Here is a 25,849-nt window from a genome sequence, read left to right on the forward strand (position 1 = left end):
GCTCCTACATGGAGCGGGCGCGGGTTTCCTGATCTGGCCTGGAAGCTTTGGGTAGGAGCAGGCTCTGCCTGCGACCTGGCCGCCCAACCACCACCCCCGGTCGCAGGTAGAACCTGCTCCTACATCGAGCGGGCACGCGGTGTTCCTGATCCGGCCAGGAAGCTTTGTGTAGGAGCAGGCTCTGCCTGCGACTCTGGCCGCTCAACCCTCACCCTCGGTCGCAGGTGGAACCTGCTCCTACATGGAGCGGGCGCGGGGTTCCTGATCTGGCCACGAAGCTCGTGTAGGAGCAGGCTCTGCCTGCGACGTTGGCCGCTCAACCCTCACCCTCGGTCGCAGGTAGGACCTGCTCCTACATGGAGCGGGCGCGGGTGTTCCTGATCTGGCCAGGAAGCTTTGTGTAGGAGCAGGCTCTGACTGCGACCTGGCCGCTCAACCCTCACCGTCGGTCGCAGGTAGAACCTGCTCCTACATGGAGCGGGCGTGGGGGTTCCTGATCTGGCCAGGAAGCTTTGTGTAGAAGCAGGCTCTGCCTGCGATCAAGCTGGCGCGTCAGCGAGCGGCTTTCTTCTGGCGGGGTGTGCCGTCCTTGGTCTGCCGCGGTTTGCGTTTGGGGGTGGTTTCGCGCTCGACGGCAATGCTGGCATCGGCCTCGGGCTGGTAGCCGCCGGGCCCGGCCGCCTTGTCCAGCTCGGCGACCATGCGGCGGATGCGGTCGGCCAGTTTTTCCGAGGTCATGCTTTCGCGGAAGCGTTCGACCATCAGCGGAAAGGCCAGCGGCGTGGTGCGCTTGACGACGTGCACGTCCAACGCTCGCTGCTGCAAGCGGCTCAACGTCTGCTCCAGCCGCTCGACCTCCAGCTCCTGGCGCAGCACCTCTTCTTCGGCCTGGGTCAGCAGCAGGTTAGCCGGGTCGTACTGGCGGAAGACGTCGAAGAACAGTCCGCTGGAGGCTTGCAGCTGCCGCGCACTTTTCTGTGCGCCGGGGTAGCCGGAAAACACCAGCCCGGCGATGCGCGCGATCTCGCGAAAACGCCGGCGCGCCAGCTCTCCGGCGTTGAGGCTGGCGAGCACGTCGTGCAGCAGGTTGTCCCGGCTGAACAGCGTTGGTGTGAGCCAGTGCAGCCAGTCCACCTCGGTCGCCGAGAGCAGCTCGAAGCCGTAGTCATTCACGGCAATGGAAAAGGTCAGCGGTTGGCGCTGGCCCATGCGCCAGGCCAGCAGGCTGGCCAGCCCCAGATGCACGTGTCGACCGGCGAAGGGGTAGAGGAACAGGTGCCAGCCCTCGCGCGACTTCATCACCTCGGCCAGCAACGTGCTTTCCGTGGGCAACGTCGACCAGTCCAGCTGCACGCGTAACAGCGGCTCGACCAGCTGCATCTCCGCGCTCTCGAACTGGCCGCGTGAAGCGGCACCGAGCTGCTCGACCACCGCATCGGCCAGTTCGCTGGACAGTGGCATGCGGCCGCCATTCCAGCGCGGCACGGCGGCCTTCTTGCCGGTGGCGCGGCTGACATAAGCAGTCATGTTCTCGACCCGCACCAGCTCCAGCAGGCGCCCGCCGAAGAGAAAGTTGTCGCCGGGGCGCAGGCGGGCAATGAAGCCTTCCTCGATAGTGCCCAGCGAGCGGCCGCTGCCACCCTTGGCCCAGAATTTCACCGTCAGGCTGGCGTCGCTGACGATGGTGCCGATGCTCATTCGGTGGCGCAGCGCGACGCGGCGGCTGGGGACTTTCCACAGCCCGGTCTCGTCCGGCTCGACGCGCTGATAGTCCGGGTAGGCCGTCAACGAATGCCCGCCATGACGCACGAACGCGAGCGCCCACTCCCAGTGGTCAGCGGTGAGTTCGCGGTACGACCAGGCCTGGCGCACTTCGGCGAACAATTCGTCCGGCCGGAAGCCTCCGCCCAATGCCATGCTGACCAGGTGCTGCACCAGCACATCGAGGGGACGATGCGGGGCGCTGCGGGCTTCGATGCGGCGTTCGGCGATGGCCACCTGCGCTGCTGCGGCTTCCACCACTTCGAAACTGTGCGTCGGTACCAGCGTGACCCGTGATGTCCGTCCGGGTGCGTGACCGGAGCGACCGGCGCGCTGCATCAGGCGCGCCACGCCCTTCGGCGAGCCGATCTGCAGCACCCGCTCGACCGGCAGGAAGTCGACGCCGAGGTCGAGGCTCGAGGTGCAGACCACTGCCTTCAAGGCGCCTTGCTTGAGGCCCAGTTCCACCCAGTCGCGCACCTCGCGCGCCAGCGAGCCATGGTGCAGGGCGATGAGTCCGGCCCAGTCCGGGCGGGCCTCGAGAATCGCTTGATACCAGATCTCGGACTGCGAACGGGTGTTGGTGAAGACCAGCGTGGTGGCGGCCGAATCGATCTCCTCGACGACCTGCGGCAGCATGCGCAGCCCCAGATGGCCGGCCCAGGGGAAGCGCTCGATGCTTGGCGGCAGCAGGGTGTCGACGCGCAAATCCTTGTCGACCTTGCCTTGCACCAGCTTGCCGGTGCCCGGATGCAGCAGCACGTCAAGCGCGTGCGGTTGGTTGCCCAAGGTGGCCGAAAGCCCCCAGACGATCAGCTCCGGCATCCACTGACGCAGCCGGGCCAGCGCCAGTTGCAGTTGCACCCCACGCTTGTTGCCCAGCAGTTCGTGCCACTCATCCACGACCAGCATGCGCAAGCCGGCAAACGCCTGGCGCGCGTCGGCGCGGGTCAGCAGCAGAGTGAGGCTTTCCGGCGTGGTGACCAGCGCACTGGGCAATCGCCGACCCTGGCGCGCCCGCTCGGCGCTGCTGGTGTCGCCGGTGCGCAGGCCGATGCTCCAGTTGATCTGCAGATCATCCAGCGGGGCTTGGAGGGCGCGGGCCGTGTCGGCGGCCAGGGCGCGCATGGGCGTGATCCAGAGGACGGTGAGTGGAGCGGGTTTGTCGGAATGCGGGACCGAGTCCTGCGCCGCCTTCGCGGGCAAGCCCGCTCCCACAGAAGCGAAGCGGTTGAGCGCGCCCATCCAGACGGCGTAGGTCTTGCCCGAGCCTGTGGTGGCATGAAGCAGGCCGGACTCGCCTTCATGGACCGCTTGCCACACCTGTTGCTGAAAAGGGAACGGCTGCCAACCGCGGGTGGCGAACCAGTGTTCGGCAAGGGAGGCGGGCGGCACGCTCATTCTTTGGTCCGCCCCCGATTCGAACCGAGGCCATGCCCCTGCTTTTCGTAGAAGCGAGCTTGCTCGCGATCATGGGCGTGCGCAGCGATGGGGATCGCCAGCAAGCTGGCTCCTACAACGGCGGGGTGCTTTTGCTCATCGTAGGAGCGAGCTTGCTCGCGATCATGGGCCTGCGATTCGACACGGATCGCCAGCAAGCTGGCTCCTACCGTGGCGGGCTGCTTTTGCTTTTCGTAGGAGTGAGCTTGCTCGGAATCATGAGGTTCCGCGCCGATGCGGATCGCCAGCAAGCTGGCTTCTCCAGTGGCGAGGTGCTTTTGCTTTTTGTAGGAGCGAGCTTGCTCGCGATCATGGGCCTCCGCGGCGACACGGATTGCCAGCAAGCTGGCTCCTACGGTGGCGGTGTGCTTTTGCTCTTCGTAGGAGCGAGCTTGCTCGCGATCATAGGGCTGCGCGGCGATGGGGATCGCCAGCAAGCTGGCTTCTACGGTGGTGGGATGCTTTTGCTTTTCGTAGGAGCGAGCTTGCTCGCGATCATAGGGCTGCGCGGCGACGTGGGTCGCCAGCAAGCTGGCTCCTACACAGGGCAGTCCGGCTTTTCCAGCTGATCGGATCATCCCAGCAATTCCTTCAGCGTTTCCAGGGTGTCGGCTTCGTCCACCGGCTTGTCCAGGCGCCAGCGCAGCATGCGCGGGAAGCGCACGGCGATGCCGCTCTTGTGGCGACTGCTGGCGGCGATGCCTTCGAAGCCGAGTTCGAACACCAGGGTCGGGGTCACGCTGCGCACGGGGCCGAATTTTTCCACGGTGGTCTTGCGCACGATGGCGTCGACCTTGCGCATTTCCTCGTCGGTGAGGCCGGAATAGGCCTTGGCGAAGGGCACCAGCTTGCGCTCCGGATCGCCCGGTTCTCCGTCCCAGACGGCGAAGGTGTAGTCGGTATAGAGGCTGGCGCGACGCCCGTGGCCGCGTTGCGCGTAGATCAGCACGGCGTCGACCGAATACGGATCGATCTTCCACTTCCACCAGACGCCTACGTCCTTGGTCCGGCCGACGCCGTACTGGGCGGCGCGGGCCTTGATCATCATGCCCTCGACACCTCGAGCACGTGACGCCTCGCGTTGTTGCGCGAGATCGTTCCAGTCGTTGCCGGTGACCAGCGGTGAAAGCATCAGTCGCGGGTTGGGGCATTGCCCAACTACCGTTTCGAGTTGTTGCCGGCGCTCGCGATGTTCACGTTGCCGCCAGTCGTCGCCCTGCCATTCCAGCAGGTCATAGGCGAGCACCGCGACGGGGGCGTCCTGCAGCACCTTGGCGGTCAGGTTCTTGCGGCCGATACGCTGCTGCAGCAAGGCGAAGGGCTGCACGCCGACGCGCTCGGTGGTTTCGCCATCTTCGCCTTCCGGTTGCTCGAAGAGCGCTTCCGTCGGCTCGCCGGGCGCGTGCTTCCAGACCAGGATCTCGCCGTCGATCACGGTGCCGTCCGGCAGGCAGCCGGCCAGTTCGCAGAGTTCCGGAAAGCGTTCGCTGACCAGCTCTTCGCCGCGCGACCAGACCCAGATCTGCCCGTCACGCTTGACCAGCTGCGCACGGATGCCGTCCCACTTCCATTCGATGAACCAGTTCTCCGGTGCGCCGAGCAGGGTGTCGAATTCTTCAACAGGCGCCTGCAACGGATGGGCGAGAAAGAACGGGTAGGGCTGGCCGCCGCGCTGGGCGTGCTCGTGTTCGGATTCGTCGGCGATCAGCGCGCGGTAGCCCTCGGCGCTCGGGCGGTGCGACAGATCGGTATAGCCCACCAGCCGCTGCGCCACGCGCTTGGGGTCGAGGTCGACCAGCGAGGCCAGCGCGCGGGTGACCAGCAGCTTCGACACGCCGACGCGAAAGGCGCCGGTGATCAGTTTGATGCAGACCATCAGGCTCAGGCGGTCCAGCTGTTTCCACAGCGCGGGCAATCGCTCGGCCAGCTCGTCCGGTGGCAAGCCGCGCAACGGCAGCAACTTGTCCTGCATCCACACGGCGAGCCCGTCATCGGAGCTGTGCTCGGCTTCCGGCATCAGCAGCGAGATGGTTTCGGCCATGTCGCCGACTGCCTGGTAGCTTTCCTCGAACAACCATTCCGGCAGTTCAGAGGCCTGCATGGCGGTTTCCCGCAGTACGCGGGTCGGCACCAGCTGGCGCGGCCGACCACCGGCCAGGAAGTACACGGCCCAGGCCGCGTCGGCCGGATCGGCGTCGCGGAAGTAGTCGCGCATCGCCGCGAGTTTGGCGTTGCTTGAGGTTGTCGCGTCGAGGCGGCTGTAGAGGGTGGCGAAGGCTTTCATCTCGGTCCACCTTCAACTGCGGTGACAATCCGCTCGTGAGTAAGTCCGAGTCTGCGTTGTGATTCCGGATCGCGAGCAAGCTCGCTCCTACGGGGTAGGTGTTGTGCCCCAGCGCGGATGCTTTTCTGTAGGAGCCAGCTTGCTGGCGATCCGTGGCGGCGTGGCGGTCCTGGATCGCAAGCAAGCTCGCTCCTACGGGGCCGGTGGTGTGCCCCAGCGCGGATGCTTTTCTGTAGGAGCCAGCTTGCTGGCGATCCGTGGCGGCGTGGCGGTTTCGGATCGCGAGCAAGCTCGCTCCTACAAGGACGGTTGTGTCGAATCTCGACGCTGAAGCCTGTGAGTGGGACGCCTATGGCATGGCTGCGGGTCATTCGGCCTCCTGCGTGGGGGTGTCATCCTCCTCGCCATACTCGGTCTCGAACGCCTGCGCATCGAGCCCACGCATCTCTCGCAGGTAACGGACAAGGATCGGCACCGAACCGTGGGTGACCATCACCCGCTCGGCGCCGGTCTGTTCGATGGCCCAGAGCAGTCCGGGCCAGTCGGCGTGATCAGATAGCACGAAGCCGCGGTCCACGCCGCGCCGCCGACGGGTGCCGCGCAGCATCATCCAGCCGCTGGCGAAGGCATCGGCATAGTCGCCGAAGCGGCGCATCCAGGTGCTGCCACCGGCTGAAGGCGGCGCGAGGATGATGGCCTGCTTCAAACGGGGATCGCCTTTTTTCAGGTCACCGGCATAGACGGTCGGCGGCAGGTAGATACCGCCCTCGCGGTAGACCTTGTTCAGCGGCTCCACTGCGCCATGAACCACGATGGTGCCGATGCTCTCATCGAGTCCGTGGAGGATGCGCTGCGCCTTGCCGAAGGCGTAGCAGAACAAGACGCTGGCGCGACCGGCTGCGGCGTTGGCGCGCCACCAGTCGTTGATCTCGCGGAATACCTCAGCTTGCGACGGCCACTTGTAGATCGGCAGGCCGAACGTCGATTCAGTGATGAAGGTATCGCAGCGCACCGGCTCGAACGGCGCGCAGGTCCCGTCCGGCTCGACCTTGTAGTCGCCGGAGGCAACCCAGACTTCACCCTTATATTCCAGCCGCACCTGGGCCGAGCCGAGCACGTGACCGGCCGGGTGGAAGCTGAGCCTGACGCCGTGATGCTCGATGGATTCACCATAAGCGAGCGTCTGCAGGGGCATGTCCGCGGCGATGCGCGAGCGCAGGATGCCTTCGCTGTCGCGCGAGGCCAGGTAGTGGCCCATGCCCCAGCGCGCATGGTCGCCGTGGGCGTGGGTGATGACGGCGCGGTCCACGGGCCGCCAGGGATCGATGTAGAAATCACCGGGCGGGCAATAGAGGCCTTCGGGGCGGGCAACGACGAGGTCCATGGGTACAGGCACTTTGCGGGCTTGTAGGGTTGGAGCGCATCGGCCGACGTGGAGTTCGGGCGGGTCGCACCCGAAGGGTCAGTCCACCAACTTCAGGTGCGAGGTGTCGGGTACGGGCGCATCGCTGGCGCGACGGCGCTCGCCCATGTCGCTGCCAACCGGGGCGAGGCTGAATTGGGTCAGGTCGACCGCGGGCGGTTCGGTAGCAGGCCGGGCATCCTGCAAGTCGGTGCCGGCTGGCGCGACGCCAAAATCCGGTGCCTCGACGTCGACGAAAGCTGCCATGTACTCATCACGCGGCGCGACCTTCAACGGCCCAGGCCGAGTTCCACTCGTAGCCACGGATGGCGCGGGCGGCGCTGTGGTTTCAGGCGGTGGGGGCGCCAGTTCGATTTCCTCTACCTCGACCGGCATGGGACGCACTTCGGCGATCGCGCCCGCACGGGCCATGGCCTGTCGATACTTCTCGACGCTGGCGTGGTCGAGGTCCTGCTTGATTACCACCCGGCGTCCGGAAAAGAGCGCGGCGATGCGCTGGGCGTCGGCCTGGAACAGCTTGGCCAGGTTGGCTTCGACTTGTTCGAGCGTAGCGCCAGGGGCTAGCTCCCCGGAAAATGCGATTTCGTAGCGACTCATCTTTGTTCAGGCCTCTGGCGCGGAGCGATGGGCTGATCATAGGAAGTCGACCCGTCGTTGGAAAGCGGCGGTTTCGCGCTTCGAGCACCAAGCGGCACTGGCAAATGCGCACTCGACCGGATGCGCGCCACGTGCCGTCGGTCGGCGAGGTCGAGTGGTCATGCGAGCGGGGCGAACAGCGCCTCGATGTCCGCCTGTTCCAGCTGCCAGTTCGCGGCCTGGCCCGCATCCAGCACGCCGGCGGCCAACTCGGCCTTGCGAGCCTGCAACTGCTGGATTTTTTCTTCGACGGTGTCGCGAGCGATCAGCTTGTAGACAAACACAGGCTTGTCCTGGCCGATGCGATGCGCGCGGTCGGTTGCCTGGTTTTCCGCCGCCGGGTTCCACCAGGGGTCGTAATGAATGACGGTGTCCGCGGCGGTCAGGTTGAGCCCGGTGCCGCCGGCCTTGAGGCTGATGAGAAACAGCGGTACTTCGCCGGCCTGGAAGCGTTTCACCGGGGTGCGGCGATCCTTGGTCTCGCCGGTGATCTGTACATACTCAATGGCCCTGGTGCGGAGCTCATCTTCGATCAGTGCGAGCATTGACGTGAACTGGGAGAACAGCAGAATGCGCCGGCCTTCGGCCAGCTGCTCGGTGAGCAGGTCCATCAGGCTGTCGAGCTTGCCCGAGGCGCTGGCGCGTGAAACTCTAGCGTCGCGCTTGACCAGGCGCAGGTCGCAGCAGACTTGGCGCAGTTTAAGCAGCGCATCGAGGATGACGATCTGGCTGCGCGCCAGGCCTTTGCTGTCGATCTCCTCACGCACCTTGTCGTCCATGGCCAGCCGGACGGTTTCGTAGAGGTCGCGCTGCGCCGGGCTCAGCTCCACCCAGTGAGTGATCTCGTTCTTGGGTGGCAGTTCATGCGCGACCTGTTCTTTGCGCCGCCGCAGCAGGAAAGGTCTGATTCGCGCGGTCAGGTGCTCGAGCCGGTCGCTATCGCCGTTCTTTTCGATTGGATGGCGATAGTCACGGTTGAAACGCTTGGTGTCGCCCAACCAGCCGGGCATCAGGAAATGAAACAGCGACCAAAGTTCGCCCAGGTGGTTTTCGAGCGGCGTGCCGGTCAGGCATAGGCGCTGTCGGGCATCGAGCCGCCCGGCGGCTTGTGCGGCTTTGCTGCTGGCGTTCTTGATGTTCTGCGCTTCGTCGAGCACCAGCAGGTGCAGCGGGATCTCGATCAAGCGCTCGATGTCACGCGGCAGCAGGGCATAGGTCGTGAGCAGCAGGTCGCAGTCATCCAGGCGCTCGTATTGCTGTTGCCGGGCTGTGCCGTGCAGCGTGACGACTTTCAAGTCCGGGGCGAAACGCGCCGCCTCGTCCTGCCAGTTGGGGATCAGGCTGGTCGGCATGACCACCAGCGAAGGGCGGTCCATGCGCCCGGATTGCTTCTCCAACAGCAGGTGCGCCAGGGTTTGCAGCGTCTTGCCGAGGCCCATGTCGTCGCCGAGCACACCGCCCATGCCGAGCGCGCGCAAGGTCTGCATCCAGCGCAGGCCATCGAGTTGGTATGGCCGCAGCTGGGCTTTCAATGCCGTCGGCGGTTCGACCGGCTGCTGCTGGTAGTCGCGCAGCCGCTGGGCGAAGTCGCGCAGTTGTTCGCCACCGCTCCAGCGCAGGTCGAGTGCATCGAGTTGGGCCAGGCGGGCGGCATCGGCGTGGCCGAGGCGCAGAGGCTCGGCCGCGGCGTGCTCGGGAAGGTAAAGCTCGGACAGGGTGCCGAGGATTGGCTTCAAGCGGCCAAAGGGCAGCAGGACTTGCAGCGGCTGGCCGTCATCGTCGCGGCGCTTGTCGAGTTGAACACGCAGGGTTTCGCCGTCGGCTCGCTGCGAGAGGGCCGGCGGGGAAAGCATTGCCGGGTTGCGCCGGATCAGGCCCAGCAGGACGGGCAACAGGCTGATCCGTTCGCCCTCGACGATGATGCCGAGTTCGAGATCGAACCAGCTGTGCTCCGGTGACTCATCGACATCGACGTACCAGGCTTCCACGGGCGTGAGGTCATAGGCGAAGCCAGGTTGCAGGATGATTTGCCAGCCTTCCTCGCGCAGTGCCTGCAGGTGCGCCTGGGAGAACTGCAACCAAGCCGCCTCGTTGGCCAGTTCGAACATTTCCGCGGAATCCTTCGGCAGTGCCTGGCTCTGGCGCAGCGCCGGGCGAAAGCCGAGGTCTTTCATGCGCTGGCGCAGGGCCTGTTCCGCATCCGGTTGCCGCGCAATGCTGCGTACCTGCGCGCCCTTGGTTTCGCGTACGCGCTGATCAGGCCGAGCCTTGCCGTGAACGCTGGTCCTGCCGTAGAGAAAAGTCAGGCCGGCGCGGTGCTGGTGGTCCGCGACCATGCGACCGCTGCCTGGCTGGTAATTCACTGCATGGTGGCTGCCGAGGGTCAGGCGAGGGGTCGGCTGCACATTGTCCACCACGATTTCTTGCGGCCTTGGGGGCGCGGGCAGTTGCGGCGCGATCTCGTTGAGCGTCAGGCTGAACCGCGCGGCCTGGGCCGAGGGCACAGATGGGGCCTCAAGCAGGTGACGCGCAAGGGGCGCCGGCAGCCCGTGGTCGATGAGGCCGAGCTCGCCCTTCGTCTCGTCGATGTAATAAAGCGGGTCGAGCGCGTGCAGCGGTCGGGCCTGCGCGTCCGCCATCTCCAGCTCGGCGTCGTAGCTACCGTCGGGCTGCTGCTTCCAGTTGAAGCGGGCCTGGCGTGCATCGGCGAGCGTCAGCGCGGGTTGCCGCCAATCAAGAAAGGCCCGGCCGGTCTCGAGAATCAGACGCAGGGTTTCGCCACCGTTTTCCCCACCGAGCAGGAACCCGTTGCCGCTGGGTCGGCACAGGCCGAGTAGCGCGGCGATGCGCAGGTCAAGCGGCTGCATGAACGCGGGCTTGCGAAAACTGGCCTCGCGCATTCCATAGTAAGGCTGGTGCTCGCCCCAGGTACCGTCCTTGCGCAGGCGGCACTTGAACGCTTCGACCAACAGGTCCGAGCGAAGCCGGTAGTGGACGCACCAGCCGTGCTCTGCAGGAAGCGCGTCGCTCAGCGCTTGAGGCAGTTGTGACAGCCAATGTTCCAGCGTGCCTGGAAGGTTGGCGTCATCCGGCTCGCAGGTGTTGGGTGCACGCTCGGCCTGCTCTTCGATCGTCAGGATGAGCGCGACGCAATGCTTGCAGTTCAGGCCTACCGGGCAGTTGCAGACGCAACTGAGCGTGCCGTCACGGGAGAGTTGCAGGGATTGCCGGTACGTCGCACCGCCTGTTCCGGCACAGGTGCCTTCGACGAACTGCTCCGTGTCGCGCAGCACCCGGGCGCGCCGCTCGGCCGCATAGCGCTGGCCGCGAGCGAGCGCGTTATCGGAAAACGGCAGGCGCCACGCCGGCGGCAGGGCGGGGAGGAACCTAGCGGCCATCGTGCGGCCATTCCAGGTCGCGCGCCTGGTGGGCTCGCCGCATCAGGGAGTGCCCGCCGCCAGGCGTTCGAGCAACGCTTCGAGGGTATTGAAGCGTTCCTCCGGTCGCTCCATCGGCACCTGGAATTTGAACACCGTCGCGCCCTCGAACTTGTAGCGGTTGGGCTGGCTCTGGATCAGCTTGATGAGCACCATCGGATCGACTTTGGTTTCGGCCGCAAACTCGATGCGACCGCCCTGCGGGCCGGCGTCGATCTTGGTGATGCCGAGCTGTTCCGCCTGCAGCTTGAGCAGTGTCAGGCGCACCAGGTTTTTAGTCGGGTCGGGCAGCAGGCCAAAGCGGTCGATCATCTCGACCTGCAGCTCCTTGAGCCCATCCTCGTCAGTGGCGTTGGCGATGCGCTTGTACAGGATCAGCCGCGCATGGACGTCTGGCAGGTAGTCCTCGGGTATCAGCGCCGGCAGGCGCAGGTTGATCTCCGGGCCGCCGCCCAGCGGCTGATCGAGGTTGGGCTGCTCGCCTTTCTGGATGGCCTTGACGGCGCGTTCGAGCATTTCCATATAAAGGGTGAAACCGACGGCCTGAATCTGGCCGCTCTGGCCTTCGCCGAGCAGTTCGCCCGCGCCCCGGATCTCCAGGTCGTGGGTCGCCAGCACGAAGCCGGCGCCCAAGTCCTGCGCATTGGCGATCGCTTCCAGACGCTTCTGCGCATCATCGGTCATGCCCTTGCGCGGCGGCGTAAGGAGATAGGCGTAGGCCTGGTGGTGACTGCGGCCGACACGGCCACGCAACTGGTGCAGCTGGGCCAGGCCGAACTTGTCGGCGCGTTCGATGATGATGGTGTTGGCGCTGGGCACGTCGATGCCGGTCTCGATGATGGTCGAGGCGACCAGCACATTGAAGCGCTTGTGATAGAAGTCGCCCATCACCTGTTCGAGTTCGCGCTCGCGCATTTGCCCGTGGCCGACGCCGATGCGCGCCTCCGGCACCAATGCGGCGATGTCGGCGGCGCACTTCTCGATGGTTTTGACGTCGTTGTGCAGGTAGTAGACCTGGCCGCCCCGCAGCAGCTCGCGCAGCAGGGCTTCCTTGATGACCGCGTCCTGCTGTTCCATGACAAAGGTGCGTACCGACAGCCGGCGCGCCGGCGGGGTGGCAATGATCGACAGGTCGCGCATGCCGGCTACAGCCATATTCAGCGTGCGCGGAATAGGTGTCGCGGTGAGAGTGAGGATGTCCACCTCGCTGCGCAGCGCCTTGAGTTGCTCCTTCTGGCGAACACCGAAGCGGTGCTCCTCGTCGATGATGACCAGGCCCAGGTTGGTGAACTTGACGTCATCCTGCAGCAGCTTGTGGGTCCCGATGAGGATGTCGACCTTGCCTTCGGCCAGCTCCTGCACCGCGCCCTGGATTTCCTTGGCCGATTTGAAGCGGCTCATTACCTCGACGCGCACCGGCCAATCGGCGAAGCGGTCGCGGAAGCTGTTGTAATGCTGCTGGGCGAGCAGGGTGGTCGGCACCAGTACGGCGACCTGCTTGCCGCTGTGCACGGCGATGAAGGCGGCGCGCATGGCCACTTCGGTCTTGCCGAAACCGACATCGCCGCAGATCAGGCGATCCATCGGCTTGGCCGCGAGCATGTCGCTGCGTACGGCCTCGATGGCTGCCTGCTGGTCCGGCGTCTCCTCGAAGGGGAAGCCAGCGCTGAAGGTTTCATAGTCAACCTGTGGGTCTTGGAATGCATGACCCTTGCGTGCGGCGCGGCGGGCATAGATGTCGAGCAACTCGGCTGCCACGTCGCGGACCTGCTCAGCGGCCTTGCGCTTGGCCTTCTGCCAGGTTTCCGAACCCAGGCGGTGCAGCGGGGCCAGTGCATCGTCGCTGCCGGTGTAGCGGGCGATCAGATGCAGGCTGGAAACCGGCACATAAAGCTTGGCTTCGTCGGCGTACTGCAGCATCAGAAATTCGGCCGACTGACCTTCGATCTCCAGCGTCACCAGGCCCTGGTAACGGCCGACGCCGTGGTCGATATGCACTACCGGCGCGCCTTCGCGCAGCTCGGTGAGATTCTTGATGACGTTCTCGCCGGCGTCGCGGGTCTTCTCGCGGCGGCGACGCTGCATGATGCGCTGGCCAAACAGCGGGCTCTCGGCGATCAAGGCCAGCGCCGGGTCCTGCAGTAGAAGGCCATCGTCGAGCGGGGCGATGGAGATCGCCAGGCGCTCCTGACTAGCGACGAATTGCGGCCAGCCACCGACCTCTTGCGGGCGCAATTTGAGCCGGGCGAGCAGCTCGAGCAATACCTCGCGACGGCCGGCGGATTCGGCGGTGAACAGCACGCGGCCCGGGAATTCCTCAAGGAAGCGCCTCAGCGCGCCCAGCGGCTCGCTGGCCTTGGCGTCGATGGCCAATTCGGGAAAGCGGCTCGCGGCGAAGCGCTCGCGGCCAATGCCGGGCTCAACGTCATCCGGGCCGGCGACCACCCGCGGCCAGGTCTTGAGCCGGGCGAAACAGTCTTCCACCGGGATGAAGAGTTCAGCGGGCGGCAGCAATGGGCGTTCGGGATCGACGCGGCGGTCCTCGTAACGCGTGCGCACGTCCTTCCAGAACTGCTCGGCGGCCTGCTCGATACCGGGGAGCGAGAACACCTGGGTGTCTTCCGGTAAATAGTCGAAGAGCGTGGAGGTCTCGTCGAAGAACAGCGGAAGGTAGTACTCGATCCCAGCCGGCGTGATACCCGTCGACAGGTCCTGGTAGACCGGGCACCGGCGGAAATCGACGTCGAAGCGCTCGCGAAAGCGGGCGCGAAAGCCGGTCACCGATTCCTTCCGGACTGGAAACTCGCGTGCAGGCAGCAGCCGGATGGATTCGACCTTGTCGATCGAGCGTTGGTTTTCGGGATCGAAGGTTCGCAGGGTTTCGATCTCGTCATCGAACAGGTCGATGCGATAGGGGAGGGTGCTGCCCATCGGGAACAGGTCGATCAGGGCGCCGCGGACGGCGAACTCACCATGTTCGTAGACGGTATCGACGCACCGGTAGCCCGCCGCTTCCAGACGGCTGCGCATCTGCTCGACGTCGAGCTTCTGGCCGATGTCCAATACCAGGCTGGAACCGAGCAGAAAGCGCTTGGGCGCCAGCCTGTGTAGCGCCGTGGTGATGGGGACTACCAGTACGCCGTGGTCGAGTTCCGGCAGCTGGTAGAGTGCTGCGATCCGCTGCGAAATGATGTCTTGGTGAGGTGAAAAGACATCGTAGGGCAGGGTTTCCCAATCCGGGAAGTGAAGCACTGGCAGCTCGGGCGCAAAGAAGGCGAGCTCTTCCTGCAGACGCTCGGCGCTCTGGCTGTCGGCGGTAAGGAGAAGGGTGAATCGCTTTGCGTTGCTGGCTGCTTCGGCAATCGCCAGGCTCAGCGCGGCTCCGGGAAGGTTGCCCCATTGTTGCTTGCCGCTGGCGGCAGGCATGGGCGGAAGGCGCAATACGGACACGGGTGGGCGTGGCTCCGGTCGTTAAAAATGGACCGCGAGGATTGTAACTATCCGCGCGGGACGCTGTCAGTGTTTCCGCTGCACAGATTGCCCGCGCTAGGGTGCGCCGGCATAATGTAGCCCCTTTTCTCAGCCCCTACATGTTGGAAGGAACTGCCCGTGACTCAGAAGCCCGACCAGTGTCTTGGTGAATGGATTGATCGAGAAGCCCTCGCCGAAGCGATGATTCCGCTGATTGGTCAGCTGTATCGTAACAACAACGTGGTGACTTCCATCTATGGTCGCGGCCTGATCAACCGTTCGGTGATCGCGCTGCTCAAAGCTCATCGTTTCGCGCGCCATCGCCAGGCCGATGAGGCCGAACTGTGCGTCAACGAAACCCATCAGATTCTCACCACTATGAGCAAGATGGAGCTGGGCGCCGCGTCGGTTGACCTGGGCAAGCTGGTCGCCAAATTCAAGGCCGAGGGCAATGGTCGCAGCCTCGATCAGTTCGTCCGTGACGAACTGGCTGAAGTGGCTGGCAAGCGCAACACCACGGGCGTGCATAAAGGGACCGATGTCGTGCTCTATGGCTTCGGTCGTATTGGACGCCTGCTCGCCCGCATCCTGATCGAGAAGACCGGTGGCGGCGACGGGCTGCGCCTGCGTGCGATTGTCGTGCGCAAGGGCGCCGAGAACGACCTGGTCAAGCGCGCCAGCCTGCTGCGTCGCGATTCGGTGCATGGTCCGTTCGACGGCACCATCCACATCGATGCGGAAAACAACACCATTACCGCCAACGGCAGCCTGATCCAGGTGATCTACTCGAACGATCCGTCGACGGTCGACTACACCCAGTACGGTATCGAGAACGCACTGCTGGTCGATAACACCGGTAAGTGGCGCGATGCCGAAGGTCTCAGCCAGCATCTCAAGTGCCCAGGCGTTGCGCGCGTGGTGCTGACTGCGCCTGGCAAGGGCGAGCTGAAGAACATTGTACATGGCATCAACCATGACGAAATCACGGCAGATGACAAGATCGTCTCGGCTGCCTCATGCACCACAAATGCCATCGTGCCTGTGCTCAAGGCAGTCAACGACCAGTACGGCATCGTCAATGGTCACGTCGAAACCGTGCACTCCTATACCAACGACCAGAACCTGATCGACAACTTCCACAAGGGCAGTCGTCGGGGTCGCAGTGCCGCGCTGAACATGGTCATCACGGAAACGGGCGCAGCCACGGCTGCGGCCAAGGCCCTGCCGGTGCTCAAGGGTAAGCTGACCGGCAACGCCATTCGTGTACCGACGCCGAACGTCTCCATGGCCATCCTCAACCTGAACCTGGAAAAGGCGACGTCGCGCGACGAAATCAACGAATACCTGCGCCAGATGGCGATGCATTCGGATCTGCAGAAGCAGATCGACTTCGTCAGCTCGCAGGAGGTCGTCTCGACTGACTTCGTCGGCTCGCGTTATGCCGGCGTGGTGGATGCCGAGGCGACGATTTGCAGCGACAATCGTGTCGTGCTGTACGTCTGGTATGACAACGAGTTCGGCTACAGCTGCCAGGTGGTTCGAGTGATGGAAGACATGGCCGGGGTCAACCCGCCTGCATTCCCTCGCTAAGCGAATCGCTGCAATAAACGGGAGCTTCGGCTCCCGTTTTGCGTTTTTTGGGTTCGATGGACTGGCGAAGACGTCTTGCTGGCGTCACCCGCGCCATAGATGGTCAATTCCTGCCGCTTGTCCTCAGTCAAAATTTTGAAAGACCTTGGGTGGTCAGTGGCGGGTCACGGCCTCTATAATCGGGCGGATTTCTACCTGGGCCCGCGGCATAGCGTCGCGCTGATATCGCATCAGCGCGTGTTGTGCAATTCAACTTTGCGCTAGACCGCGAGGCTCGTAAAAAAAGCATTCAAAATCAGTGGTTAGGCGAACCGATGATCAATATAAAACGTGGGCTAGATCTGCCCATTGCAGGTGCGCCGGCGCAGCGTATCGAGGCCGGCAGGCCTGTGCGAAGCGTCGCCGTAATAGGGTTTGACTACCCGGGTATGAAGCCGACCATGGACGTCCAGGTCGGCGATCGCGTCAAGTTGGGGCAGGCTTTGTTTTCGGACAAGAAGACCCCCGGCGTGACGTTCACGGCGCCTGGCGCGGGTGTGGTAAGTGCCATCCATCGTGGCGAGAAGCGCGTCCTGCAGTCGGTTGTGATCGACCTTGAAGGCAACGACGAGCTGACATTCAGCCAGTATGCCGAGGCTGAACTTGAAGGCCTGAGCGATGCCCAGGTGCGTGAGAATCTCCAGCAATCAGGGCTCTGGGTCGCCTTGCGTACCCGTCCGTACAGCAAGGTGCCTGCGACCGACGCGGTGCCCCATTCGATCTTCGTTACGGCAATCGATACGCATCCGCTGGCTGCCGATCCTGCTGTGGTGATCGGTGAGCGCATCGCTGAATTCGAAGCCGGTCTGAAGGTGCTTGCACGCCTGGGCAAAGTCTTCCTATGCAAGGCTGAAGGTGCCTCGATCCCCGGTCAGCAGATTGCCAACGTACAGGCCGAGAATTTTGCCGGCCCTCACCCGGCCGGTCTCGCCGGGACCCACATTCATTTCCTCGATCCGGTCAGTGCCAGCAAGAGCGTCTGGACAATCGGCTACCAGGACGTCATCGCCGTCGGTGCGTTGTTCACGACGGGGCATCTGTCTGTCGAGCGAGTGCTTTCGCTTGCGGGCCCCGTGGTCGAAAAACCTCGTCTGATTCGTGCTCGTCTGGGCGCTAATCTTGACGAACTGACGGCCGGCGAACTTCAGTCAGGCGCCAACCGGGTGGTGTCGGGCTCCGTGCTGGGCGGTCGTACCGCGCATGGTGCCTTCGCCTACCTGGGGCGATACCACCAGCAGATCTCCTGCCTGCGTGAAGGCAAAGAACGCGAGATGCTGCACTACCTGCGTGCCGGTGCCGAGAAGCACTCGATACTCAACATCTATATCTCCAAGTTGATGGGCGGCAAGAAGTTTGCCTTCTCGACTTCCACCAACGGCAGCCCGCGGGCGATGGTGCCGGTAGGTAACTACGAAGAGGTCATGCCGCTCGATATCCTGCCGACCCAGTTGCTGCGATCGCTCATCGTCGGTGACACAGAGGTGGCGCAGAAGCTCGGCTGCCTGGAACTCGACGAGGAAGACCTGGCGCTGTGCACTTATGTTTGCGCCGGCAAATACGAATACGGCCCGATCCTGCGGGACAATTTAACCCGTATCGAGAAGGAGGGTTAAGGCATGGGCATTCGCGCATTCCTCGACAAGATCGAGCATCACTTCGAAAAAGGCGGCAAGTATGAAAAGTGGTACGCGCTTTACGAAGCGGCTGACACCTTTCTCTACCGCCCTGGCAGCGTAACCAAGACCACCGCCCATGTGCGCGACGGCATCGACCTCAAGCGGATGATGATCACCGTCTGGCTCTGCACATTCCCGGCGATGTTCTTCGGCATGTGGAACACCGGCTACCAGGCCAACCTGATCTACGCGCAGAACCCGGATCTGCTCGCCGCTCAGGCGGGCTGGCACATGGCGCTGATCAGTGCACTGGCGGGCTTCGACCCGAACAGCCTGTGGGATAACTTCATACAGGGCGCCGCCTACTTCCTCCCGGTGTATGCGGTCACCTTTATCGTTGGTGGGTTCTGGGAAGTCCTGTTCGCCTCGATCCGTAAGCACGAGGTCAACGAAGGATTCTTCGTCACCTCCGTGCTGTTCGCGTTGACGCTGCCCCCGAGCATTCCGCTTTGGCAGGTCGCGCTAGGCATCAGCTTCGGTATCGTGATTGGCAAGGAAATCTTCGGCGGTACCGGCAAGAACTTCCTCAACCCAGCGCTGACGGGGCGTGCCTTCCTCTTCTTCGCTTATCCGGCGCAGATGTCGGGTGACGCGGTCTGGACCGCAGTCGATGGTTTCGCCGGTGCTACGGCCCTGAGCCTGAGCTTCGCTGGCGGCATCGAGAATGTCGTGCAGAGCGGGATTTCCTGGATGGATGCCTTCGTTGGAACCATCCACGGTTCGATCGGCGAGACCAGCACCCTGGCGATCTTCATCGGCGGTGCGGTACTGCTGGCAACCAAGATTGCCTCGATGCGTATCGTCGCGGGCACCATGATCGGTCTGATCGCGCTCAGCACGTTGTTCAACCTCATCGGCTCCGACAGCAACGCGATGTTCGCCATGCCTTGGTACTGGCACATGGCGGTCGGTGGCTTTGCTTTCGGCCTGATCTTCATGACTACCGATCCGGTATCGGCGGCCATGACCAATACCGGTAAATGGGTCTATGGCATCGTCATTGGTGTGATGGTCGTGCTGATCCGTGTCGTCAACCCGGCCTTCCCGGAGGGCATGATGCTGGCGATCCTGTTCGCCAACCTCTGTGCACCCTTGATTGACCATTTTGTCATCCAGGCCAATATCAAGCGGAGGCTGGCACGCAATGTCTAGTCAAAAAGAATCCACTGCCCGTACGCTGGTAGTGGCCCTGTTGGTCTGCCTGGTGTGCTCGGTATTTGTTGCCGGCGCAGCGGTCGCGCTTCGCCCGACTCAGCTTGAAAACCGCCAGTTGGACAAGCAGCGCAGTATCCTGGCAATCGCCGGTCTCGGTGAGGTCGGCATGTCGGCCAATCAGGTCAAGACCTTGTACAGCGAGCGGATTGTGGCTCGCCTGGTTGATCTGGAAACCGGCGAGTTCAGCGATGAGTTCGATCCGAACAGCTTCGACCCACTGGTCGCGGCAAAGGACCCAAAGCTGTCTCAAGCGTTGCCAAGCGAGGAAGATATCGCCTCGATCAAGCGGCGCGAGCGGTACAGCGTTGTCTATATCGTCGAAGAGAATGATTCGATCGATACGCTGATCATGCCCATTCGTGGCTATGGGCTCTGGTCCACGCTGTACGGTTTCATCGCGGTCAAGGGCGACCTAAACACTGTGGAAGGCCTGGGCTTCTACCAGCACGGCGAGACCCCGGGTCTTGGCGGCGAGGTCGATAACCCGAAATGGCGTAGCCAGTGGCAGGGCAAGGAGCTCTTCAACGACGACGGCAAGCTGGCCATTCAGGTGGTCAAGGGTGGCGTCGATCCGCAAAGTCCGCGTGCCGACCACCAGGTCGATGCACTGGCCGGTGCAACCCTGACCAGTAACGGTGTGAACAACCTGTTGCGCTTCTGGCTGGGTGAAGACGGCTTCGGTCCATTTATCGCTAACCTACGCGATGGGGAGGCTTGATCATGTCGCAACCCACTATTAAGGAAGTCCTGTTCAATCCGGTCTTCAACAACAACCCCATCGGCTTGCAGATCCTCGGGATCTGCTCGGCCCTGGCCGTTACCTCCAACCTAAAGACAGCGTTGGTCATGTCCGTTGCGCTGACGCTGGTAGTGGCATTCTCCAACCTGTTCATCTCGATGATCCGCAGCCAGATCCCGGGTTCGATCCGCATGATCGTGCAGATGGTGATCATCGCTTCGCTGGTAATCCTCGTCGACCAGGTCCTGAAAGCCTATGCCTTCAGTCTGTCCAAGCAGCTTTCGGTGTTCGTTGGTCTGATCATCACCAACTGCATCGTAATGGGCCGCGCCGAAGCATTCGCTATGCAGAATCCGCCCATGCTGTCGTTCTTCGATGGGCTGGGTAACGGCCTGGGATACAGCGCTATGCTGATTGCTCTGGGGATCATCCGAGAGTTGTTCGGCGCCGGCAAGCTGATGGGCTACACCATCCTGCCGGTTGTCAACGACGGCGGTTGGTACTTGCCCAACGGCATGATGCTGCTGCCGCCTTCGGCCTTCTTCCTTATCGGCCTGTTCATCTGGGGCATTCGCAGCTGGAAGAGGGAGCAGGTCGAGAAGCCTTCCTTCAAGATGGCCCCGCAAGTCTCGAACAAGGAGGCTTATTAATGGAGCATTACATCAGCCTGTTCGTCCGCGCCGTGTTCATCGAGAACATGGCCCTGGCGTTCTTCCTCGGCATGTGTACCTTTATCGCAATTTCGAAGAAGGTCGAAACGGCGATCGGTCTAGGCATCGCGGTAATCGTGGTGCAAGCCATCACCGTGCCGGCCAACAACCTGATCTACACCTACCTTCTGAAAGCCGGTGCGCTGTCCTGGGCCGGCCTGCCCGAAGTCGATCTCAGTTTCCTTGGGTTGCTTAGCTACATTGGCGTTATCGCCGCCATCGTGCAGATCCTCGAAATGACGCTCGATAAGTACGTGCCGAGCCTCTATAACGCGCTCGGTGTGTTCCTGCCGCTGATCACCGTTAACTGCGCCATCATGGGCGGCACGCTGTTCATGGTCGAGCGTGATTACAACCTGGCCGAGAGCGCCGTGTACGGTGTCGGCTCCGGTTTGTCATGGGCGTTGGCGATCGCGTTGCTGGCCGGCATCCGCGAGAAGCTCAAGTACAGCGACGTACCGGATGGTTTGCAGGGGCTCGGGATCACCTTCATCACCATCGGACTGATGTCGCTGGGCTTCATGTCTTTCTCTGGCGTACAGCTGTAAGGACGGGATGAACTGATGAGTTACGAAATTTTCCTCGCCATCGGCATGTTCACCGCCATCGTGCTCGCGCTGGTAGTGATCATCCTCGCGGCGCGCGCCAAGCTGGTCTCCAGCGGTGATGTGAACATCGAGATCAATGGTGAACGCACCATTACCGTTCCGGCTGGCGGCAAGCTGCTGCAAACCCTGGCCGCGAACAATATTTTCCTTTCATCTGCCTGCGGCGGTGGCGGTACCTGCGCTCAGTGCAAGTGCGTCGTCGAAAGCGGCGGTGGTGAGATGCTGCCGACCGAGGAGTCGCACTTCACCCGCCGCGAAGCCGGGGAAGGCTGGCGCCTGTCCTGTCAGACTCCGGTCAAGGCAGACATGAAGATCGAGGTCCCGGAAGAAGTCTTCGGCGTGAAAAAGTGGGAATGCACGGTGGCGTCGAACCCCAACGTGGCCACCTTCATCAAGGAGCTGACGCTGCGCCTGCCTGAAGGCGAGAATGTCGACTTCCGCGCGGGTGGTTATGTACAGCTCGAATGCCCACCGCACACCGTCAATTACAAGGATTTCGATATCCAGCCGGAGTTTCGCGGCGACTGGGACAAGTTCAATCTCTGGAAGTATGTCTCCAAGGTCGACGAAACCACGATTCGCGCCTATTCGATGGCCAACTACCCCGAAGAAAAGGGCATCGTGAAGTTCAACATCCGCGTGGCTTCGCCGCCGCCGGGGCGTGACGAGCTGCCACCGGGCAAGATGTCGTCCTGGGTGTTCGGTCTCAAGCCGGGCGACAAGGTCACCGTATATGGTCCTTTCGGTGAGTTCTTCGCCAAGGACACAGACGCCGAAATGGTCTTCATCGGCGGCGGCGCGGGCATGGCTCCGATGCGCTCGCACATCTTCGATCAGCTGAAGCGCCTGAAGTCCAAGCGCAAGATGAGCTTCTGGTACGGTGCGCGCTCGATGCGCGAAGCGTTCTATGTCGACGAGTACGACCAGCTCCAGGCCGAGAATGAAAACTTCAAGTGGCACTTGGCGCTGTCCGACCCGCTGCCAGAAGATAACTGGGAAGGGCCGACCGGCTTCATCCATAACGTGCTGTACGAGAACTACCTCAAGGACCATCCGGCACCTGAGGACTGCGAGTTCTACATGTGCGGCCCGCCCATGATGAACGCCTCGGTGATCAAGATGCTTACCGACCTTGGCGTCGAACCGGAAAACATCCTGCTTGACGACTTCGGCGGATAGCATGGTTCTTGCGTCACTACGGCCCGTCATCGTTGTCGCTCTTGCGACAGCCCTGACGGGCTGTCTTTTTCAAGACAAGCTCGAAAGCTTCTCTGGCCCGACGATGGGCAGTACGTACACCGTGAAATACGTGGCCGGCTCTGGGACACCGGACAGGGCGACGTTGCAACGGGACACCGAGGTCATCCTGGCGGATATCGACAAACAGATGTCGACCTACCGTGCGGACTCTGACATCGAGGCCTTCAATGCTTTACCAGCGGGCACCTGTAGCGCAATGCCTGCGGGTGTGCTCGAGCTGGTCCAGGTCGGGCGGCAGCTGTCGGAAGACAGTAAGGGTGCCTTCGACCTGACCGTAGAGCCACTTCTCAACCTTTGGGGCTTCGGTCCACAGGGCAAGGGCGAAGTGGTCCCGACAGCAGAGCAGATTGCAGAAACCATGCAGATCGTCGGGCAGCATCACCTTCGCGTCGAAGGTGGAAAGCTGTGCAAGGACGCAGCCGTCCAAGTCGACTTCAACAGCATCGCTGCCGGTTATGCGGTGGACAGGGTGTCTGCCAACCTGGAGGCTGCGGGCGTGACGAGCTACCTGGTCGAGATCACAGGTGAACTGAGGGCTCAAGGTCACAAGCCCGACGGTATGCCTTGGCGCGTGGCTATCGAAGCGCCGCACGATAATGAGCGCGTGGCGCAGCGGATCATCGAGCTGGACGGCCTGGGCGTCTCGACATCTGGAGACTACCGCAACTACTTCGAGCGTGACGGCAAACGCTACTCGCATACGCTCGACCCGCAGACAGGCGCACCGATCGAGCATCGGCTGGCTGCGGTGACGGTCGTGAATGAATCGACCTTGATGGCGGACGGATTGTCTACCCTGCTCATGGTCCTTGGACCCGAGCGTGGCTTGGCTTACGCGTCCGAGCGGGATTTAGCGGCGTTCTTCGTGATTCACGAAGGGCAGGAATTCATCAGTAAGAGCACCGGCGCCTTCGACGGGTTGTTCGGTGCGGGAGCAGAGCAATGACCTGGTTACTGGTATTCATGATCATGCTGCTGGTGGTCTTTGGTATGGCCATAGGCGTGATCATGGGGCGCAAGCCTATCGCAGGTTCCTGTGGTGGCATCGCCAATCTTGGGATCGAGAAAGAGTGTTCGATCTGTGGCGGCAGCCGCGAGAAATGCGAGGAAGTGAACGAACAGGCGAAGCAGGGCGCTAAAGCAGATCTCGCATACGACGCGACCAGACGCTGAGCCTTGGCTCGAATCATCGCCTCCAGTGATCGAGGCGTATCGCGATGCGCTGGCATGTCCTTGTGTTGGCGCACAAGCGTTGCCTGAATCAATCGATTTTTGATAGTTGCGGCAGTAATGCCTGCCGCGTCAGGGGTGAATATGGCGGTTTACAACTACGACGTGGTGATACTGGGTTCCGGACCTGCCGGAGAAGGGGCCGCAATGAACGCGGTCAAGGCGGGGCGCAAGGTAGCGGTCGTCGACAGCCGCCCCCATGTTGGCGGCAACTCAACTCACCTCGGCACCATTCCGTCGAAAGCGCTGCGCCATTCGGTGCGGCAGATCATGCAATACAACACCAACCCCTTGTTTCGGCAGATCGGCGAACCGCGCTGGTTTTCCTTCCCAGATGTACTGAAAAGCGCTGAAAGCGTTATTGCCAAGCAGGTCACCTCGCGCACCGGTTACTACGCGCGTAACCGAATCGACCTCTTTTTCGGCACCGCGAGCTTTGCCGATGAGCAGACCGTTGAGGTCGTCAGTGCCAATGGTATGGTCGAAAAGCTTGTAGCAAACCAGTTCATCATTGCGACAGGCTCACGTCCCTACCGCCCGAACGACATCGATTTCACGCACCCGCGCATCTATGACAGCGACACCATCCTGACCCTTAGTCACACACCGCGTCGGTTGATCATCTACGGAGCAGGCGTCATTGGTTCTGAATATGCTTCGATCTTTAGTGGTCTTGGCGTGCTGGTCGATCTCATCGACAACCGTGACCAGCTGCTTAGTTTCCTCGACGACGAGATCTCCGATGCGCTGAGCTATCACTTGCGCAATAACAATGTACTGATTCGCCATCGCGAGGAGTACGAGCGTGTGGAGGGTGTCGACAACGGGGTGATCCTGCACCTCAAGTCAGGCAAGAAGATCAAGGCAGATGCGTTTCTCTGGTGCAACGGTCGCACCGGTAATACTGACAAGCTGGCACTCGAAAACATTGGGCTGAAGGTGAACAGTCGCGGGCAGATCCATGTCGATGAGCATTACCGTACCGACGTCGGCAATATCTATGCGGCGGGGGACGTGATCGGTTGGCCGTCACTGGCAAGTGCGGCTTATGACCAAGGCCGCTCCGCGGCGGGAAGTATTGTGGATAACGACAGCTGGCGCTTCGTCGATGACGTTCCGACTGGCATCTACACCATCCCGGAGATCAGCTCGATCGGCAAGAACGAGCGTGAGCTCACCGAGGCCAAGATTCCTTACGAAGTTGGCAAGGCATTTTTCAAGAGCATGGCCCGGGCGCAGATATCGGCCGAGCCGGTTGGAATGCTGAAGATCCTGTTCCACCGCGAATCCCTGGCGGTGCTGGGCGTGCACTGCTTCGGTTACCAAGCTTCGGAAATTGTCCATATCGGTCAGGCAATCATGAACCAGCCCGGCGAAGCCAATACCATCAAGTACTTCATCAATACGACGTTCAACTATCCGACCATGGCCGAAGCCTATCGCGTCGCCGCGTTCGACGGCCTCAACCGGCTTTTTTGAGCGGCTCCGACCGGTGGCCTGAGCCGGTCGGAGATGATCCCCGGACGTGGCGCTGGCCCAACCGGGAAAGTTTCTAGTTCAGGTACGCAAGCCGCCTCCATGCGACTGGTCCGGTTCAGCCCCTGCTGCGCAGGGTGCTGACCGCCAGTTCAGGGTAGTCGGTGATCAGGCTGTCTACGCCAAAGTCGGAGAGTCTGCGCATGAGCGCAGGCTCGTTGACCGTCCAGACCGAGACGTGCAAGCCATGCTGCTGCGCCTTGGCGATGCGTTCCGGCGTGCACAATGTCCATTTCAGGACAAGGTATTCGCACCCGTATTGCTTGGCCACCTTGATCGGGTCGAGCCAGGCGTACTCCGCGACCAGTCCGCATGAAAGCTCTGGTGCCAGCCGCTTGAGCGCCCTGAGCACCTCGCGTGAGCCGGAGGTGACGGTAATCTTGTCAAGCAAACCGTAGTGGTTGGCAAGCGCCCGGATCGCCTGTACCGAGCGTGCGGCCCGTACGCGCGAGGCGCTCTTGACTTCCAGTTGCCAGTGCTCGAAGTCACACTCTTCGAAGAGCTCCGCCAAGCGCGGGATGGGGCAGGGCTGCTTCCAGCCGGGGCCGCCCTGGCGTGCGTCATAGCGGACCAGGTTGTCGGCCTCCTGCTCGGCGACTTTGCCGCGTCGACCGGTCGTGCGTTTGAGAGTGGGGTCATGAATCACCATCAGCTCGCCGTCCTTCGACAAATGAAGGTCCAACTCGCAACGGCGCACGCCGTCCTCAAGGCATCGCTTGAAACCGATCAAGGTATTTTCGGGGGCTTCGCCCTTGGCGCCTCGGTGGCCATAGATGAGTGTCACGATACGTTTC

18 protein-coding genes are annotated in these 25,849 nt (G+C 62.5%); 10 read left to right on the top strand and 8 right to left on the bottom strand.

Annotated features, from left to right (window positions below; translation table 11 throughout):
• Positions 1-552 precede the first annotated feature (552 nt).
• The 7 genes from M1D78_RS06805 to mfd all read right to left on the bottom strand — a co-directional run bounded on the left by M1D78_RS06805 (position 553) and on the right by mfd (position 14,431).
• Positions 553-3,162: a ligase-associated DNA damage response DEXH box helicase gene (locus M1D78_RS06805; RefSeq protein WP_437419959.1), complete on the bottom strand. Its 2,610-nt coding sequence runs from the start codon at positions 3,160-3,162 to the stop codon at positions 553-555.
• Positions 3,159-3,731 carry a hypothetical protein gene (locus M1D78_RS06810; protein ID WP_437419958.1) on the bottom strand — a complete coding sequence of 191 codons (573 nt, stop codon included), beginning with the start codon at positions 3,729-3,731 and terminating at the stop codon, positions 3,159-3,161. The genes M1D78_RS06805 and M1D78_RS06810 overlap by 4 nt, the downstream gene beginning before the upstream one ends.
• A gap of 44 nt (positions 3,732-3,775) precedes the next feature.
• Positions 3,776-5,485, bottom strand: a complete 1,710-nt coding sequence (locus M1D78_RS06815) for an ATP-dependent DNA ligase (RefSeq protein ID WP_437419957.1) — start codon at positions 5,483-5,485, stop codon at positions 3,776-3,778.
• Positions 5,486-5,852: 367 nt separating this feature from the next.
• Positions 5,853-6,869 (bottom strand): ligase-associated DNA damage response exonuclease, encoded by a 1,017-nt coding sequence (locus M1D78_RS06820; protein ID WP_437419956.1) that lies wholly within the window; start codon positions 6,867-6,869, stop codon positions 5,853-5,855.
• A 78-nt stretch (positions 6,870-6,947) separates the two neighbouring features.
• Positions 6,948-7,505, bottom strand: a complete 558-nt coding sequence (locus M1D78_RS06825; RefSeq protein ID WP_437419955.1) for a hypothetical protein — start codon at positions 7,503-7,505, stop codon at positions 6,948-6,950.
• Between the two features lie 158 nt (positions 7,506-7,663).
• Entirely contained in the window at positions 7,664-10,942 is a 3,279-nt protein-coding gene (locus tag M1D78_RS06830) for a DEAD/DEAH box helicase (RefSeq protein WP_437419954.1), read from the bottom strand.
• Positions 10,943-10,984: 42 nt separating this feature from the next.
• Positions 10,985-14,431: a transcription-repair coupling factor gene (gene mfd / locus M1D78_RS06835; RefSeq protein WP_437419953.1), complete on the bottom strand. Its 3,447-nt coding sequence runs from the start codon at positions 14,429-14,431 to the stop codon at positions 10,985-10,987.
• A 159-nt stretch (positions 14,432-14,590) separates the two neighbouring features.
• Here mfd and M1D78_RS06840 point away from each other — a divergent pair, with 159 nt between their 5' ends.
• From M1D78_RS06840 to sthA, 10 genes are all read left to right on the top strand, one after another.
• Positions 14,591-16,042, top strand: a complete 1,452-nt coding sequence (locus tag M1D78_RS06840) for a glyceraldehyde-3-phosphate dehydrogenase (protein WP_437419952.1) — start codon at positions 14,591-14,593, stop codon at positions 16,040-16,042.
• A gap of 314 nt (positions 16,043-16,356) precedes the next feature.
• Positions 16,357-17,694 carry a Na(+)-translocating NADH-quinone reductase subunit A gene (locus M1D78_RS06845; protein ID WP_437419951.1) on the top strand — a complete coding sequence of 446 codons (1,338 nt, stop codon included), beginning with the start codon at positions 16,357-16,359 and terminating at the stop codon, positions 17,692-17,694.
• A 3-nt stretch (positions 17,695-17,697) separates the two neighbouring features.
• A complete protein-coding gene (locus M1D78_RS06850; RefSeq protein ID WP_437419950.1) occupies positions 17,698-18,909 on the top strand; it encodes an NADH:ubiquinone reductase (Na(+)-transporting) subunit B in 1,212 nt (403 codons plus the stop codon).
• Positions 18,902-19,690: a Na(+)-translocating NADH-quinone reductase subunit C gene (locus tag M1D78_RS06855; protein ID WP_437419949.1), complete on the top strand. Its 789-nt coding sequence runs from the start codon at positions 18,902-18,904 to the stop codon at positions 19,688-19,690. Before M1D78_RS06850 ends, M1D78_RS06855 begins: the two co-directional genes overlap by 8 nt.
• Positions 19,687-20,361: an NADH:ubiquinone reductase (Na(+)-transporting) subunit D gene (locus M1D78_RS06860; RefSeq protein ID WP_437419948.1), complete on the top strand. Its 675-nt coding sequence runs from the start codon at positions 19,687-19,689 to the stop codon at positions 20,359-20,361. The genes M1D78_RS06855 and M1D78_RS06860 overlap by 4 nt, the downstream gene beginning before the upstream one ends.
• Positions 20,361-20,969, top strand: coding sequence for an NADH:ubiquinone reductase (Na(+)-transporting) subunit E (nqrE, locus tag M1D78_RS06865; protein WP_437419947.1), 609 nt, complete (start codon positions 20,361-20,363; stop codon positions 20,967-20,969). Before M1D78_RS06860 ends, nqrE begins: the two co-directional genes overlap by 1 nt.
• A 12-nt stretch (positions 20,970-20,981) precedes the next feature.
• Positions 20,982-22,208: an NADH:ubiquinone reductase (Na(+)-transporting) subunit F gene (gene nqrF, locus M1D78_RS06870; protein ID WP_437420379.1), complete on the top strand. Its 1,227-nt coding sequence runs from the start codon at positions 20,982-20,984 to the stop codon at positions 22,206-22,208.
• Position 22,209: 1 nt separating this feature from the next.
• Entirely contained in the window at positions 22,210-23,235 is a 1,026-nt protein-coding gene (locus M1D78_RS06875; protein WP_437419946.1) for an FAD:protein FMN transferase, read from the top strand.
• Positions 23,232-23,462 carry a (Na+)-NQR maturation NqrM gene (nqrM, locus tag M1D78_RS06880; RefSeq protein ID WP_437419945.1) on the top strand — a complete coding sequence of 77 codons (231 nt, stop codon included), beginning with the start codon at positions 23,232-23,234 and terminating at the stop codon, positions 23,460-23,462. The genes M1D78_RS06875 and nqrM overlap by 4 nt, the downstream gene beginning before the upstream one ends.
• Positions 23,463-23,603: 141 nt before the next feature.
• A complete protein-coding gene (gene sthA / locus M1D78_RS06885) occupies positions 23,604-24,998 on the top strand; it encodes a Si-specific NAD(P)(+) transhydrogenase (RefSeq protein ID WP_437419944.1) in 1,395 nt (464 codons plus the stop codon).
• A gap of 115 nt (positions 24,999-25,113) precedes the next feature.
• Here the strand turns inward: sthA and M1D78_RS06890 are convergent, their stop codons facing one another.
• Complete coding sequence (locus tag M1D78_RS06890; protein WP_437419943.1) at positions 25,114-25,839, bottom strand: glycerophosphodiester phosphodiesterase; 726 nt, start codon at positions 25,837-25,839, stop codon at positions 25,114-25,116.
• Between the last annotated feature and the right edge of the window lie 10 nt (positions 25,840-25,849).

This window comes from Pseudomonas sp. SA195, from assembly GCF_054131565.1.

Excerpts from the sequence above, each read along its gene's own strand:
- M1D78_RS06805 (WP_437419959.1), bottom strand. The coding sequence starts at position 3,162 with ATGAGCGTGCCGCCCGCCTCCCTTGCCGAACACTGGTTCGCCACCCGC.
- M1D78_RS06875 (WP_437419946.1), top strand. The coding sequence starts at position 22,210 with ATGGTTCTTGCGTCACTACGGCCCGTCATCGTTGTCGCTCTTGCGACA.
- M1D78_RS06850 (WP_437419950.1), top strand. The coding sequence starts at position 17,698 with ATGGGCATTCGCGCATTCCTCGACAAGATCGAGCATCACTTCGAAAAA.
- M1D78_RS06820 (WP_437419956.1), bottom strand. The coding sequence starts at position 6,869 with ATGGACCTCGTCGTTGCCCGCCCCGAAGGCCTCTATTGCCCGCCCGGT.
- M1D78_RS06830 (WP_437419954.1), bottom strand. The coding sequence starts at position 10,942 with ATGGCCGCTAGGTTCCTCCCCGCCCTGCCGCCGGCGTGGCGCCTGCCG.
- sthA (WP_437419944.1), top strand. The coding sequence starts at position 23,604 with ATGGCGGTTTACAACTACGACGTGGTGATACTGGGTTCCGGACCTGCC.
- M1D78_RS06855 (WP_437419949.1), top strand. The coding sequence starts at position 18,902 with ATGTCTAGTCAAAAAGAATCCACTGCCCGTACGCTGGTAGTGGCCCTG.
- M1D78_RS06815 (WP_437419957.1), bottom strand. The coding sequence starts at position 5,485 with ATGAAAGCCTTCGCCACCCTCTACAGCCGCCTCGACGCGACAACCTCA.
- M1D78_RS06825 (WP_437419955.1), bottom strand. The coding sequence starts at position 7,505 with ATGAGTCGCTACGAAATCGCATTTTCCGGGGAGCTAGCCCCTGGCGCT.
- M1D78_RS06845 (WP_437419951.1), top strand. The coding sequence starts at position 16,357 with ATGATCAATATAAAACGTGGGCTAGATCTGCCCATTGCAGGTGCGCCG.
- nqrM (WP_437419945.1), top strand. The coding sequence starts at position 23,232 with ATGACCTGGTTACTGGTATTCATGATCATGCTGCTGGTGGTCTTTGGT.
- nqrE (WP_437419947.1), top strand. The coding sequence starts at position 20,361 with ATGGAGCATTACATCAGCCTGTTCGTCCGCGCCGTGTTCATCGAGAAC.